This is a genomic window from Lacimicrobium alkaliphilum (assembly GCF_001466725.1).
In the GTDB taxonomy this organism is placed as follows: Bacteria; Pseudomonadota; Gammaproteobacteria; order Enterobacterales; family Alteromonadaceae; genus Lacimicrobium; species Lacimicrobium alkaliphilum_B.
This window is the reverse complement of record NZ_CP013650.1, coordinates 2,418,926-2,432,781: the sequence shown is the minus strand read 5'-3', so window position 1 is coordinate 2,432,781 and position 13,856 is coordinate 2,418,926. Positions and strand designations below refer to the sequence as shown.

General features: G+C 53.1%; 13 protein-coding genes. 9 read left to right on the top strand and 4 right to left on the bottom strand.

Annotated features, from left to right (window positions below; translation table 11 throughout):
- The 3 genes from trpD to AT746_RS11070 are packed head-to-tail and all read right to left on the bottom strand — an operon-like array spanning position 1 to position 3,211.
- The gene (gene trpD / locus AT746_RS11080) at positions 1–1,023 is read right to left on the bottom strand and encodes an anthranilate phosphoribosyltransferase (RefSeq protein ID WP_082633240.1); all 1,023 of its coding nucleotides are present in this window, start codon (positions 1,021–1,023) and stop codon (positions 1–3) included.
- Complete coding sequence (locus AT746_RS11075) at positions 1,023–1,625, bottom strand: aminodeoxychorismate/anthranilate synthase component II (RefSeq protein ID WP_062480283.1); 603 nt, start codon at positions 1,623–1,625, stop codon at positions 1,023–1,025. Before AT746_RS11075 ends, trpD begins: the two co-directional genes overlap by 1 nt.
- On the bottom strand, positions 1,622–3,211 hold the full coding sequence (locus AT746_RS11070; protein ID WP_062480282.1) for an anthranilate synthase component 1: 1,590 nt from the start codon (positions 3,209–3,211) through the stop codon (positions 1,622–1,624). The genes AT746_RS11075 and AT746_RS11070 overlap by 4 nt, the downstream gene beginning before the upstream one ends.
- A gap of 350 nt (positions 3,212–3,561) precedes the next feature.
- On the opposite strand from AT746_RS11070, the gene AT746_RS11065 reads away from it, so the two are divergent.
- The 9 genes from AT746_RS11065 (at position 3,562) to AT746_RS11025 (ending at position 11,531) form a co-directional block, all read left to right on the top strand.
- Positions 3,562–4,398, top strand: coding sequence for a PHP domain-containing protein (locus AT746_RS11065; RefSeq protein WP_062480280.1), 837 nt, complete (start codon positions 3,562–3,564; stop codon positions 4,396–4,398).
- 64 nt (positions 4,399–4,462) lie between these two features.
- Positions 4,463–5,083, top strand: a complete 621-nt coding sequence (locus tag AT746_RS11060) for an L-threonylcarbamoyladenylate synthase (RefSeq protein ID WP_062480279.1) — start codon at positions 4,463–4,465, stop codon at positions 5,081–5,083.
- A complete protein-coding gene (locus AT746_RS11055; RefSeq protein WP_082633239.1) occupies positions 5,076–5,942 on the top strand; it encodes a segregation and condensation protein A in 867 nt (288 codons plus the stop codon). The genes AT746_RS11060 and AT746_RS11055 overlap by 8 nt, the downstream gene beginning before the upstream one ends.
- Positions 5,929–6,567, top strand: a complete 639-nt coding sequence (scpB, locus tag AT746_RS11050; RefSeq protein WP_082633238.1) for an SMC-Scp complex subunit ScpB — start codon at positions 5,929–5,931, stop codon at positions 6,565–6,567. Before AT746_RS11055 ends, scpB begins: the two co-directional genes overlap by 14 nt.
- Before the next feature lie 47 nt (positions 6,568–6,614).
- Positions 6,615–7,652 carry a LacI family DNA-binding transcriptional regulator gene (locus AT746_RS11045; RefSeq protein ID WP_062480275.1) on the top strand — a complete coding sequence of 346 codons (1,038 nt, stop codon included), beginning with the start codon at positions 6,615–6,617 and terminating at the stop codon, positions 7,650–7,652.
- Positions 7,653–8,097: 445 nt separating this feature from the next.
- Positions 8,098–9,381 carry a DUF2254 domain-containing protein gene (locus AT746_RS11040; RefSeq protein ID WP_062480274.1) on the top strand — a complete coding sequence of 428 codons (1,284 nt, stop codon included), beginning with the start codon at positions 8,098–8,100 and terminating at the stop codon, positions 9,379–9,381.
- Between the two features lie 83 nt (positions 9,382–9,464).
- The gene (locus tag AT746_RS11035) at positions 9,465–10,685 is read left to right on the top strand and encodes an RNA polymerase sigma factor (protein WP_062480272.1); all 1,221 of its coding nucleotides are present in this window, start codon (positions 9,465–9,467) and stop codon (positions 10,683–10,685) included.
- 107 nt (positions 10,686–10,792) lie between these two features.
- Entirely contained in the window at positions 10,793–11,155 is a 363-nt protein-coding gene (locus AT746_RS11030; RefSeq protein WP_062484153.1) for a YciI family protein, read from the top strand.
- A 22-nt stretch (positions 11,156–11,177) separates the two neighbouring features.
- Positions 11,178–11,531 (top strand): DUF1428 domain-containing protein, encoded by a 354-nt coding sequence (locus tag AT746_RS11025; RefSeq protein WP_062480270.1) that lies wholly within the window; start codon positions 11,178–11,180, stop codon positions 11,529–11,531.
- A 423-nt stretch (positions 11,532–11,954) separates the two neighbouring features.
- Here AT746_RS11025 and AT746_RS11020 read toward each other — a convergent pair whose 3' ends face one another.
- Complete coding sequence (locus tag AT746_RS11020; RefSeq protein WP_062480267.1) at positions 11,955–13,853, bottom strand: amylosucrase; 1,899 nt, start codon at positions 13,851–13,853, stop codon at positions 11,955–11,957.
- Positions 13,854–13,856: the final 3 nt, after the last annotated feature.

Here is a 13,856-nt window from a genome sequence, read left to right as displayed (position 1 = left end):
TTAAACCTGTTCCGGTGAGGATTGAGATAGCTCTGCACTGTGGCGAATCAATGCCAGGGGGGCAGAACTGCTTAGTTTATCCATCGCCATTTGTGCACCTTGCTGATAGCTGTCCGCCAGCCCCAGCAGCTTTAACAGCGCACCGCTGTTAATCGCCACCGCCTGACGATGGGCGTCCTGGCCGTTACCTGCTAACAGCGCTTCAATTAACGCTTTGTTTTCTGCCGGTTCACCGCCTTCAATAGCGCTGATGGGATATTCTCTGAGCTTAAAATCCGCCGGGGTTAACTGGTATTCGCGGATATCACCCCGTTCAAGCTCAGCAATCTGTGTGGGGCCATGTAAGGCCAGTTCATCCAGGCCGCTGCCATGTACCACCAGTGCATGCTGATAACCCAGTAATTTAAGGGTTTCCGCCATAGGGCGGACCAGCTCTGGCAGATACACGCCGAGCAGAATATGAGTGGGGCGGGCCGGGTTGGCCAACGGGCCAAGCAGATTAAACAGGGTGCGGGTTTTCAGGGCTGTGCGCACCGGCATGGCGTGGCGAATACCCGCATGGTACTGAGGCGCGAATAAGAAGCACAGGCCGGTATTATCCAGACAGGCTCTGGCCGTATCGGCGCTCATGGCCAGATTGAGACCAAACTCGCGGAACAGATCCGCCGAGCCGGATTTACTTGATACGCTGCGGTTACCATGCTTGGCCACTTTTGCCCCGCAACTGGCGGCGACAATGGCACTGGCCGAGGAAATATTCAGGGTATTAAAACCATCGCCGCCGGTACCGACAATATCGGCAAAATCATACTCAGGCCGGGGAAAGTCACTGGCGTGATCGATCAGCGCACTGGCGGCACCGGCAATCTCTGAGGGGGTTTCACCGCGCATTTTCAGGGCGGTTAAGGCCGAGGCCAGCATGATGGGATCCATATTGCCGGTGATCACTTCAGAGAAAAACTCGCGGGTTTGCTGCTGTGTCAGCGCTTTGTGAGCATAAAGCTGTTCCAGTAACGGATGCATCAGGCGTCTCCAAGATAATGAATACTCTGAGCCAGCAACTGGCTGCCCAAAGCGGTAAGAATGGATTCGGGATGAAACTGAAAACCCAGCATCTTATCTTGCGGATGATACAGGGCCATAGCCATGTCTTCGAACTCTGCCAGTACCTCAAGCTGCGACGGTACGGCGGTGGCAACCAGTGAATGATAGCGGGCCACGGGTAGAGGCTGGGGTAAATTGGCGAACATATGTCTGCCCTGATGGGTGATAGCCGAGGCCTTGCCGTGCATTACCTGTTTAGCCCGGCCTACGGTGCCGCCGTAGTGCTCGACAATGGCCTGATGACCGAGACAGATCCCCAGCACCGGGAATTTGCCCTGCACCAGTTTTAACAGCGCCGGTACGCAGCCCGCATCGGCCGGCGCGCCGGGACCGGGGGAGAGCATCAGCAGTACCGGGTCCGGGCATTCATTCAGTTTTTGCAGAATAAACTCAGCACATTGACTATTGCGATACACCGTCAGTTCAAAGCCTAAGCAGCGCATTTCATCCACCAGGTTGTAGGTGAATGAATCAAAATTATCGATCAGAAAAATATGGGGTTTGCTGTTTGGCTGCTTCATGGTTGCGCCTCCTGTGCATGGGCATCCACAATGGCACGGATCACCGCCTGGGCTTTGCTGCGGGTTTCATTGGCCTCGGCCACCGGGTCCGAGTCATGTACCACCCCGGCACCGGCCTGAATATGGGCAACGCCGTTACTGACAAAGGCGCTGCGAATGACGATACAGGTATCCATATCACCCTGACCATTGATATAACCCACCGCGCCGCCATAGCTGCCACGGCGCTGCTGTTCCACTTCACGGATAAGCCGCGCTGCCATCACTTTGGGCGCACCCACTAAGGTGCCCATATTCATGCAGGCCTGATAGGCGTGCAGGGCATCGAGATCTCCGCGCAACTGACCCACTACCCGGGATACCAGATGCATCACCTGCGAGTAACGGTCAACCTTGAGCAGGTCTTTAACATAACGGCTGCCGGGCTCAGACACTCTGGCGATATCGTTACGGGCCAGATCCACCAACATCAGATGCTCGGCCTTTTCTTTTTCATCTTCGCGCAGATCCAGCTCTATGCGGCTGTCCAGATCCCGGTTCAGGCTGCCATCGGCATTACGGCCCCGTGGGCGGGTACCGGCAATGGGATAGACTTCCACCTGATTATCCTGATGGCTGTATTTCAGCGCCGATTCCGGCGACGCACCAAAGATGCAAAAGGCCTGATCCTGAAGGAAAAACATATAAGGGCTGGGGTTTTGCTGTTTTAATCTGGCGTAGGCCAGATGCGGGTCGGGGCAGGGCAGGCTGAAGGTTCTTGAGGGCACCACCTGAAAAATATCACCGGCCAGAATATGCTCCTTTAAATCCAGCACATGCTGCTGATACACCTTGTCGCTTTTATCCACTTCCAGCTGCTGTGCAGTTACAGTGCTGACTGGGCGCTGCTGATAGCGTTGCTGGCTTTGCAGTTCCTTGTTCAGGGCTTCAAGACGCTGACTGACGGCAAAGTAGCTTTGTGCCACATTGGCACCGGAAAATACGCTGCCAATAATATCCGTCGTGCGATGCTGGTGATCAATCAGAATCAGGGTTTCAGCGAGATAGAAGACAAAATCGGGGCAATGGTTAGGGCCTTCACCGACATCGGGCAGGGCCTCGAAGCCAGCGAGCATATCATAGGCAAAGGCGCCACCAACAAACAGCGCATTAGGGTGGTCGCGCAGGGGCGTGATTTGCTGCACCAGCGTACGCAGGCTGTCAAATACCGAGCGGGCCTTAAGGCGGCTGTCTTCATCCAGCGCAGGATCCGGGGCGTTAAAATTCAGTACCAGCGTATCACCTGACGTTTGCTGCTCATCTGCAGCGCAATGCTCAGCCAACAGCGGCAATATTGCCCGGCCATTATCCGTTAAGGCCTGGCAGGTTACCTGATGGCCCCGACATTCGAGCCTTAAGGCGGCATCCACCAGAATCAGGCTTTTCAGGTTGTCCTTGCTGTCGATTTCCGCCGATTCCAGCAGCAGGCTGTTGGCCTTGTTGTGACACAGACGCTGATACAGATCCAGCGGATCGGCCTGATAGGTGCTTTGGTGGATCAGGGTTTCCACTTTGCCCGGTTGTTCGCTTAATTCTGCCAGACTCATATTTCACTCTTGTTGTGCTGTTATAACTATTTCTGTTTTCGACTTTGTAGCCGGGCTAACCTGTGTTTTGCTAAGGGGTTAGCCAACATGGTTTTTTCTGTGCGCCGAAACGCAAAAGGCCCGCATAAGCGGGCCTTTTTTGAATTTGCTGCAAACACAAATACACACAAGCCCGCTATGTCGGGATGTGCCACCACCAGTTAATCAGGGTTGTTGTGAACTGTTGCATTTGCATTCTCAAACTTTTTTCTGAATTCGGATTTTAAAATCAGCGACAATTTGCCGCCGTTATTTTGTTACAATATTCAGCCTGTATTTCACCTCGCTGTCAATAGCTTTGGGCCTAAAAGATGAAAATTGATTTACACAGCCATACTTACTACTCAGACGGGGCCCTGTCACCGAAGGAGCTGATCGACCGCGCTCATAATATGCAGCTCGATGTGCTGGCGATTACCGATCATGACACCACTGCCGCGCTGCCCGAGGCCCTTGCCTATCAGGAGACACAAAAGCGTCCGTTGCGGATTATCCCCGGCATTGAGTTTTCAACCCGCTGGCATGGCTTCGACATCCATATTCTGGGCTTAAATGTGGATCACCATAACGAGGTTTTTCAGCAGCGTATCGCCAGACAGGGCGAAAGACGGGATCTCAGAGCCCGGCAAATGGCTGAAAAACTCGCCAGGTGCGGGATTGAGGAAGTATATGATGAGGCCAGAACCCTGGCCGGCCCCGGCCAGCTGACCCGGTCGCATTTTGCCAGGGTGCTGGTCAAACGCAAGATGGTAAAAGATTTCGAACAGGCTTTTAAGCGTTATCTGGGCAAGGGAAAGCGGGCCTTTGTGACACCGGCCTGGCCTGAGATTCATGAAGCCATTGAATGGATTAATCAGGCCGGTGGCGAAGCGGTACTGGCGCATCCGGCCCGCTATGATATGACCAGCAAATGGCTGAAACGCTTACTGAATGATTTTACTCAGGCCGGCGGCCAGGGCATGGAAGTCAGTCACCCTCAGCTTGCTGCCGATACCCGTAAGTTGCTGGGCAGCTATGCGAAAGATTATGGCCTGAGGGCGTCGGCGGGCTCGGATTTTCATTTTCCCGGCCGCTGGACCGAATTAGGTAAAAACCTTTCTCTTGCCGATGACCTTGTGCCAATATGGCAACACTGGAATCTGGCCTGAGAGTCAATTACCCCCTGCGACCCTGTAGGTCTGCCGGGCAGACAAGAATAAGATGGAAGAGTACATGAGTCAGTTTTTTCAAATTCATCCCGATAATCCGCAAGCCAGGCTGGTAAAACAGGCCTGTGAAGTGTTTCGCAGTGGCGGTGTGGTGGTGTATCCCACCGATTCCGGTTATGCCATAGGGTGCCTGGTGGATAACAAGAACGCGCTGGAGCGAATCTGCGGTATCCGGGATATTGGTAAAGACCACAACTTTACCCTGATGTGCCGGGATATGTCCGAGTTGTCCATCTATGCCAAAGTGGACAACCAGGCGTTCCGGCAGATCAAAAATAACACTCCCGGGCCTTTTACCTTTATTCTCAAGGCTACCAAGGAAGTACCGAAGCGCCTTCAAAATCCCAAGCGCAAAACCATTGGACTGCGGGTGCCGAACAATCCGATCGCGCTGGCCATACTTGAAGAGCTGGATTCACCTATTATGTCCACTTCACTGATTCTGCCGGGTAATACTATGGCCGAGTCCGATCCGGAAGTGATTCGGGATAACCTGGAGAAGCGTGTGGATCTGATTATCGATGGCGGCAATATTGGCGAGCATCCCACCACAGTGCTGGATATGTCAGAGGGAGAATGCGTGATCCTGCGTGAAGGTGAGGGAGATATTTCCGCTTTTGTCTGAACAATTGCCGCCTTCAGGTCCGCCCAAAGAGCCGGTGCAGCAGCCGCTGCCACTGGCCTTTGTTAATGGTCAGGCGCTGATTGAAAAGCCTGAAGATCTGTATATTCCTCCCGATGCGTTGGAAGTGATTCTTGAGTCTTTTGAGGGGCCGCTGGATTTACTGCTTTACCTGATCCGCAAACAAAAATTCGATATCGCCACGCTGCCTATTTTGCAGATCACCCGCCAGTATATGGAATACGTGGATCTGATGCAGGAAGTTAAACTGGAGCTGGCCGGGGAATATCTGCTGATGGCGGCGATTCTGGCGGAAATTAAGTCCAGGGTGCTGCTGCCAAGACGCCAGGAAGCCGAGGATGACGAGGAAGATCCCCGCGCCGAGCTGATTCGCCGGCTCAGGGAATACGAAAAGATCAAACAGGCGGCACAGGAGCTCGACAATATTCCCCGTCTGGAGCGTGAGCTCTTTATCGGCACCGCCAACGCCGCGGATAATTGCCAGCCCAGCATCATATTGCCTAAAGTAACCCTGCAGGAACTGGCCTTCAGCCTGCAGGAAGTGATGAAGCGGGCATCGGCTTTTGAGCATCACCATATTCGCCCTGAGGCACTGTCTACCCGTCAGCGTATGAGTGATATTTTGCAGCGGCTGCGTGAGGCCCGCTTCGTCTCTTTTCATCAGTTATTTGAGCCCAAAGAGGGCAAAGCCGGTGTGGTAGTCAGTTTTCTGGCCATACTGGAGCTGGTGAAAGAATCCCTGGTCGATCTGGTGCAGACCGAAGCCTACGGCGACATCCACTTACAGGCGAGGGGAGAACAGTGCTACAGCGAAGAGGAATCAAGCGATGAAAATCTCTGATACCCAGTTAAAACAACTGCTCGAAGCCGCTATCTTTGTGGCCGATGAGCCTCTGAGTATGGAGAAATTGCAGGACAGCGTGTTGCAGGAACTGAATGTCAGTAACAGGCAATTGCAGAAGATGCTGGATGAACTGGTGCTGGATTATCGGCCCCGGGGCGTGCAACTGCTCAAACTGGCCTCCGGCTACCGGTTCGTATCCATGGACAGTTTGTCGCCCTGGCTAAGCAAACTCTGGCAGGAACAGGCACCCCGTTATTCCCGCGCTATGCTCGAAACCCTTTCCCTGATTGCCTATCGACAGCCCATTACCCGCGGCGAGATTGAAGATATCCGAGGGGTCTCTGTCAGCTCCAATATTATCAAGACCCTGACGGAACGCGACTGGATCAAGGTGATTGGCCATAAGGAAGTACCTGGGCGTCCGGCGCTGTATGCCACCACTAAAGCCTTTCTCGATTATTTTGCCCTGAGCAGCCTTGAGCAGTTGCCTTCCACCGGGATATTTGAACCGCAGGAAGAGGACAGGGCCGGAACTAACCAGCCTGAAGCGGATTCTGATACAGCCATCAGGAACAATGAGCCATCGGGTGATGATCAATCCGCAACGGATTTATTACATTAGCCCGATACCCTGTTACTCTTGACTGCAAACAGTGAACAATAAATTTTATGCCGACACGACGAACTCTTAAAGAAGTTGCCGCCGAGCTGGGTGTATCCACGGCGACCATTTCCAATGCCTTTAACCGCCCCGATCAGCTCTCGGCAAAGCTGCGTGAGCAGATCTTAAAGCAGTGTCAGCAACTGGGTTATCATGGACCGAACCTGGCAGCCCGTTCGTTGCGCCGGGGTGAATCTGATGTGATTGCGGTGGTGCTGGCAGACAGCCTCAGTTATAACTTTTCCGATCCGGTCGCCAATCAGTTTCTGCAGGGCGTCGCTGATGTGCTGGTCAAACATGAAAAACAATTATTGCTGTTGACCAGCCTTGGGGAGTCTCAGCATCAGAGCAGTGCTGAATCTTTGCCCGATGGCATTATTTTTTATGGTGCCCCGGCCGGCCAATCTTTTGAGCGTATTCTTCGCACCGGTAAACCGGCACTGGCCGTTGATTTTGAGCAGGATCAGGTGGGCTCGGTCAACATTGATAACTTCGATGCAGCAAAAATGGCGGCAGAGCATTTGTTTTCTCAGTCCGTTAAGGCACTGGCCATTATGGGGCTGCGGCTGAAAGACTCTGAACAGGTAGAGAATTTTGAGCAGGACAGTTTACCGCTTAAATCCGGCGAGATTTCCTGCCGCCGACTGGCGGGCTATCTGCAGGCCGCAAAGGAATGTGATTACAACATCCCCCACCAGCGCATCTGGCATATCCCATTTAATAAGCCGGAGTTAGCTGAACAGGCGGTTAAACAGGCTCTGACAGCGGATCCACGCCCGGACGGCTTGCTGTGCATGAGTGATGTGATTGCGCTGGCCGCAATCCGGGTAGCCCGTCAGCAGGGGTTGCGGGTGCCGGAGGATATTAAAATTGTCGGTTTTGATGATATTCCGGAGGCCAGTCGCAGTAATCCTGCACTGACATCGGTATGCCAGCAGAGCCGCCAGAAAGGCCAACTGGCAGCCACAAGATTGCTGAATAAAGAACTCGAAGGTGAGACCCTGATGCCTACTAAACTGGTTATCCGGGAAAGCTCCAGAGGGTAAGGTGTCAGTCCTCAGTTTTCGGTTGCTGGGCATCCAGGCTACGCTGCTGAACAGCATTCTCTCGCAGAGGCGCGGGGCCGCAGAGGGGTAAGAATTTGGTGCTTTTGATTCTCTGCTCCTTTGCGCCTCTGCGAGAGTAAAGTCACTGGATTCCAACCACAGCACGGGGGAATGACCGCCGGTCGTGCCCGAGTGTCGTTATCGGGCATCCAGCGACAGTTTGTTAAAACAACCGCAGGTGTAGCCTGCAAGGAGCGAAGCGGATTGCGGGATAAGCTGACTTTACCCGGATTCCGCTTCGCTTTATCCAGGCTACGCTGCTGAACAGCATTCTCTCGCAGAGGCGCAGGGTTGCAGAGGGTAAGAATTTGATGCCTTTGATTCTCTACGATTTCAGCGACCTTTAAAGAGGTTCTACCCCCTAAGGACATTGCAGGAGAGCAATATGCCATTTATATCCGCAGACAGAATCCGGTTTTTGTTGCAGCAGTTGCGCAAGCAGCTATGGCTCAAGCCCCTTATCATTTCTCTGTTGTCGGTATCGGTGGCTTTTCTGGCCAAGTTTGCCGAAGGAACCGAGCTGGCAAACTGGATGCCACAGGTGACCTTTGAATCTGTATCCCGTCTGTTATCGGTGATGTCATCCAGCATGATGGTGATTGCCACCCTGGCCGTGGCTTCGATGGTATCGGCCTATGCTTCGGCCAGCAGCACGGCTACTCCCAGAGCGGTCAAACTGGTGATCGCCGATGATTTATCCCAGAATGCATTATCTACTTTTATTGGCGCCTTTATTTTCAGCATTGTGGCCCTGACCGCCATCGAAAATGATTTTTATCAGGATGCCGGGCTGTTCACTCTGCTGGTATTAACGGTTGTGGTATTTGCCATAGTGATCCTGACCTTTGTGCGCTGGGTTGACCGGATTGCCCGTCTGGGACGGGTCGGCACCACCATCGATTCGGTGGAAGATATTGCCACCCAGGCCTTGTCCCGTCGCCGCGGGGCTCCTGTGTTAGGCGGTGTCCCCTTCACCGGTGAAACTGAAAAGGGTAATCCCCTTTATTGTGATGAGGTGGGTTATGTTCAGCATATCGATATGGCCAGGCTACAACAGTGCGCCGAAGACTGGCAGATAGGGATCAGGCTGGCGGTATTGCCCGGCACCTTTGTTACCCCTGATCGCCCGCTTGCCTGCATCAGTGGCCTTGACGACAAGCCGGATAAGCAGCAACAGCAGCAGCTTTGCCGGGCTTTTATGCTGGGTAAGTCGAGAACCTTTGAGGATGATCCGCGCTTTGCGCTGGTAGTGCTCGCCGAGATCGCCAGCAGGGCGCTGTCGCCGGCGGTCAATGATCCCGGCACAGGTATCGATATTATTGGCCGTATGGTGCGTCTGTTTGTGCTGTGGGGAAAAACTGAGAATAAGCCGGGTTCCTCAGAGGGTAACAATCAGGTTGCTGAAATCAGATACGATCGTATTGAAGTACCGCCGATCTCGGTGGATGATATGTTTGATGATGCCTTTACACCCATCGCCCGAGACGGAGCCACAAACGTGGAAGTCTCAATACGGCTGCAAAAGGCCTTGCGGGCATTGTCGAAATCTGAAGATGCCGCCACGCGCAAAGCGGCTGAAAAATATGCGGAACAGGCTTTGGAGCGGGCAGAGCAGGCTCTGGTATATCAGCAGGACATCACCAGGGTACGCAATGCCATGAAGGATTAACAGCGCCTGTTGATTTGATGTTGTCGAACCTGAGCATGGTGGTTCGACTCATTGCTGCTATTGAGTAAAACAGGTGTACAACGTTGAAGCCGTCATTCAATCACTATCTTAATCAACTCTACCGACAATATTCCCGCCAGGTACTGGCGACCCTGATCCGTCTGTTGGGGGATTTTCAGTTAGCTGAAGAGGCCATGCAGGAAGCCTTTGCCGCAGCTATGCAGCAATGGCCGCAGCAGGGTACACCGGATAATCCCAAAGCCTGGCTGATTCGGGCCGGTCGCAATAAAGGCATAGACGCCATTCGCCGCCGTCAGTACGCCAATGATTATGCTAAACGTCAGCCTGAGCTTACCTATGAACAGGCGCTGGATGAAAATGCCGTGGCCGATGACATGCTGCGTCTGATTTTTACCTGTTGTCACCCGGGCCTGAGTCGTGATGCCCAGCTGGCACTGACGCTGCGGGAAGTGTGCGGTCTGACGACGGAGCAACTGGCTTCAGGGTTACTGGTGCCAGCTGAGACAGTGGCTCAGCGCATTGTCAGGGCCAAACGTAAAATAAAAACAGCCGGTATCGCCTACGAAATTCCTCAGAGCAATGACTTACCACAGCGCTTACGCATCGTGCTGGATGTCATTTATCTGGTGTTTAACGAAGGTTACAGTCGCAGCGATGGCGACAGCATTGTGGACAGCTCTCTGGCGAGTCAGGCCATCGAACTTGCTACCCAGTTAACGACCCTGCTACCCCAGACTGAGGTGTACGGCTTACTGGCCCTGATGCTGCTGCATGATGCCAGAAAATCAGCCCGGCAGGATCTCAAGGGCGACCTGATTACCCTAGAAGAGCAGGACAGAAATTTGTGGGATAAGCAACAGATTAAGCAGGGTACACAATGGTTGCTTAAAGCTTTGCTGTCAGGGCCCCCGGGGATTTATAGCCTGCAGGCAGCCATCGCGGCTGTGCATGCGGAGTCTGCAGACGCAGAATCTACTGACTGGGCACAGATTATTGGTCTGTATGATCGTTTGCTGGCACTTTCACCGACGCCGGTTGTGGCGCTGAACCGGGCAGTTGCGGTGGCCATGGGCGAGAGTCTGCAGGCTGGTTTGCAATTGTTGGATCAACTCAGTGGCCATAAGGCGATCCAGAATTATTATCTTTATCACAGCGCAAGAGCAGAATTGCTGCGTCGCGACGGACAACTTCAGGCGGCCCGTGGTGCCTATGAGCGGGCACTTAACCTGACTCAGCAGGGCCCTGAAAAGCGCTATTTGCAGCGTCGGCTGCAGCAGCTTTAAGAAATTTACCTGGGCTGTCGAATTGCTCTGGTGCGGTTCGACTTAACTCTGTCAAAGGCCAACAGATGCCGGCCATTGATACCAACCACTTTAAAGGAGCAAAGCCGATGAAATACCTGGCACTGGTGTATTACCAGGAAGAAAAAATCAAAGCCATGACCGAAAAACAATGGCAGGACCTGAATCAGGAATGTATCCGTAGTGTGGAGAAACTCACAGAACAGGGGCATTTTCTGGGTGGGCAGCCGCTGGAGATGACGGACACCGCAACCACATTGCGGGTGCGTGATGGTGAGGTACTGATCTCAGACGGTCCCTTTGCTGAAACCAAGGAACAACTGGCGGGCTTTTATATGCTCGAAGCTAAGGATCTCGATCAGGCTTTGCAACTGGCCAGTGGTATTCCACCGGCCCGTCTGGGCAGTATTGAAGTACGCCCGGCGCGGGAGTTGCCCCCTAAACAAGAATGAACCTTACAAACAGGAGATTATGATGACTTATGTAGACGGATTTGCCGCAGCGGTACCCACCGCTAATCGTCAGCAGTATATTGAACATGCCCGTAAAGCCGCAGAGGTATTTAAGCAGCATGGTGCGATTAAACTGGTTGAATGTTGGGGTGACGATGTTCCGGAAGGAACCCATACCTCATTTCCCATGGCCGTTAAAAAGCAACCTGATGAAACCGTGGTATTTTCCTGGATCCTCTGGCCATCCAGGGATGTACGTAATCAGGCCATGCCAAAGGTAATGGACGATCCCCGGTTGCAGGCGGATGTGAACCCCATGCCCTTCGATGGTAAGCGCCTGATCTATGGCGGTTTTGAGATGGTTTTAGAGGCCTGAGGCTGCTCCTTTGATACTGTAGGTCGGGGCTTTAACCCGACGACAAAATGTGTAGCCTGCAAGGAGCGAAGCGGACGTGTCCAGCACCTTTGACAGCAGGATATTAGCGTTATGAGTATGGGTTTATCCAAAGGTTGCTGGATTGCGGGACAAGCTGACTTTACCCGGATTCCGCTTCGCTTTATCCAGGCTACGCTACTCCTCTGATACTGTAGGTCGGGGCTTTAGCCCGACAACAAAATATGTAGCCGGCAAGGAGCGAAGCGGATTGCGGGATAAGCTGATTTTTACCCGGATTCCGCTTCGCTTTATCCGGGCTACGCCGCTGAACAGCTATTTCTCACAGAGACGCAGGGCCGCAGAGGGACAAGGATTTAGTCCCTTTGATTCTTTGCGTCTTTGCGCCTCTGCGAGATAACAGTATCACTGCAGCCACCTGAGCTGGTAGGGGGCCATGGATAGTTTATCCTCGGTGAGGGTCTCACTGTTAAGCAAGTCCTGTTGTCCCTGCCACAGGTTCGGGATCTCAAGCGGGTGCTCACTGAAATTGGCCACTACGGTTAATCGTTCACCCTGTTCCCCTGTGCGCACAAACGCAAACAAGTGGGGGCTGGCTAACTGTATAAACTCCGTGCCCGATTGCCCCAGAACCGGCATTTCTTTACGCAGCTTAATCATCTGCTGCAGGCCCTGGTAAACCTGTTGCTGTGGCGTACCAGCGGTCGTAGCCTTTTTATAATCCTGTGGCCTGAAGGGTATCCGCTGTACCCAGCGTTCATCATGGCTGCGGTGGGGATGTTCGCGGTAACTGTAGTCATTTAGCAGGGCCAGTTCGTCACCGGCATATAACAGCGGTACGCCACCCACACTGAGAATAATGCCGTGCATCAGCAGGATGCGCCTGATGGCATGCTCAAGTAACTCTTTATCCTGTTTCTCTAATGCCTGTTCCAGCCCAGCCAGTGAGGCCAGTGAACCGCAGGCACGGCAATCCCCGGTGCTGGGATTTTCCGCAAAAGGTACCCCGTGGGCAAAAGAGCCGGGGAAGCGGCCGGTATAAAAACGGTTCAGAAAATGGCGGTGGCCCTGAGGGTCTATAGCCAGTTCATGGGCGACCTGATCGTCAAAGGTCCAGCCTATATCATCATGGCAGCGGATATAGTTTACCCAGGCGCAATCGGGTTCAATACTGAAGCTTTTTTGCATCGAGCGGGTTAACAGCTCTGTTTTGCGGGTCGCCAGACTTTCCCATAACAATGCCATCAACAAGGGGTTGTAAGACAGCTGACACTCATCCTTATGGATATATTTCACCACCTCATCAGGATGGACTATGGCTTCGGATTTAAACACCAGTGCCGGTGCCACAATCTGCAGGCAAGCGTTAAAGGCGCGGATCAGCGTATGAGCCTTAGGCTGGTTCTCGCAGCTGGTGCCTTTTTCTTTCCAGATAAAGGCCAGGGCGTCCAGGCGCAGGGCTTCACAGCCCTGATTCGCTAAAAACAGCATTTCCCCGGTAATGGCATTAAAGACTTCAGGGTTGCTGTAATTTAAGTCCCACTGGAAGCTGTTAAAGGTGGTCCACACCCATTTGTTGGCCTCGGGGCTAAAACTGAAGTTACCCCGTCTGACCTGTGGGAAAATCTCACGCAGGTTCTGTTCATACTGATCGGGCTCCTGCCGATCATCAAACATATAGTAAAACTGCTGATAGTCGCTATCGCCCTGTTTTGCCGCTTCGGCCCAGGGATGCTCGTCTGAGGTGTGGTTAAACACAAAATCCAGTACAACGCTGATGCCTGCTTCACTAAAAGTGCGGCACAGGCTTTTAAGCTGTGCCATATCACCCAGTGATGGATTGACCTGCCGGTAATCAGAGACCGCGTAGCCACCGTCGCTGTCACCTTTTGGAGCAGCATACAAAGGCATCAGATGCAGATAGGTAATGCCCAGCTCCTGCAGATAGGGAAGTTTCTTCTGCAGCTTTTTCAGGTCGCCGGCAAACAGATCCACATAGCAGGCCATACCCAGCATATTCTGATGGCGATACCACAAGGGTTCAGCCAGTCTTTTGCTGTCCAGTTGGTGCAGATGCTCGTCCCGTTGCTGATAGCCGGTTAACAAGGTGTTTACAATCTGCTGCAGGTAATAAAAAAAGTCGTAGCGTTCGCCATACAGCTCAATAAGTGAAGCAAACAGGGCAGGGAAGTGCGTCTCCAGCCTGGCCACAAACTGCTTCTTCTCGCTGGCACAAAGGGCTTTGGTATCAAGTTGTTGGAGGATTTTGGTGAGCGCCTTAGCGGCCTCCTGCTCTGACTTCATAAT

Excerpts from the sequence above, each read along its gene's own strand:
- trpD (WP_082633240.1), bottom strand. The coding sequence starts at position 1,023 with ATGCATCCGTTACTGGAACAGCTTTATGCTCACAAAGCGCTGACACAG.
- AT746_RS11075 (WP_062480283.1), bottom strand. The coding sequence starts at position 1,625 with ATGAAGCAGCCAAACAGCAAACCCCATATTTTTCTGATCGATAATTTT.
- AT746_RS11070 (WP_062480282.1), bottom strand. The coding sequence starts at position 3,211 with ATGAGTCTGGCAGAATTAAGCGAACAACCGGGCAAAGTGGAAACCCTG.
- AT746_RS11065 (WP_062480280.1), top strand. The coding sequence starts at position 3,562 with ATGAAAATTGATTTACACAGCCATACTTACTACTCAGACGGGGCCCTG.
- AT746_RS11060 (WP_062480279.1), top strand. The coding sequence starts at position 4,463 with ATGAGTCAGTTTTTTCAAATTCATCCCGATAATCCGCAAGCCAGGCTG.
- scpB (WP_082633238.1), top strand. The coding sequence starts at position 5,929 with ATGAAAATCTCTGATACCCAGTTAAAACAACTGCTCGAAGCCGCTATC.
- AT746_RS11045 (WP_062480275.1), top strand. The coding sequence starts at position 6,615 with ATGCCGACACGACGAACTCTTAAAGAAGTTGCCGCCGAGCTGGGTGTA.
- AT746_RS11040 (WP_062480274.1), top strand. The coding sequence starts at position 8,098 with ATGCCATTTATATCCGCAGACAGAATCCGGTTTTTGTTGCAGCAGTTG.
- AT746_RS11030 (WP_062484153.1), top strand. The coding sequence starts at position 10,793 with ATGAAATACCTGGCACTGGTGTATTACCAGGAAGAAAAAATCAAAGCC.
- AT746_RS11025 (WP_062480270.1), top strand. The coding sequence starts at position 11,178 with ATGACTTATGTAGACGGATTTGCCGCAGCGGTACCCACCGCTAATCGT.
- AT746_RS11020 (WP_062480267.1), bottom strand. The coding sequence starts at position 13,853 with ATGAAGTCAGAGCAGGAGGCCGCTAAGGCGCTCACCAAAATCCTCCAA.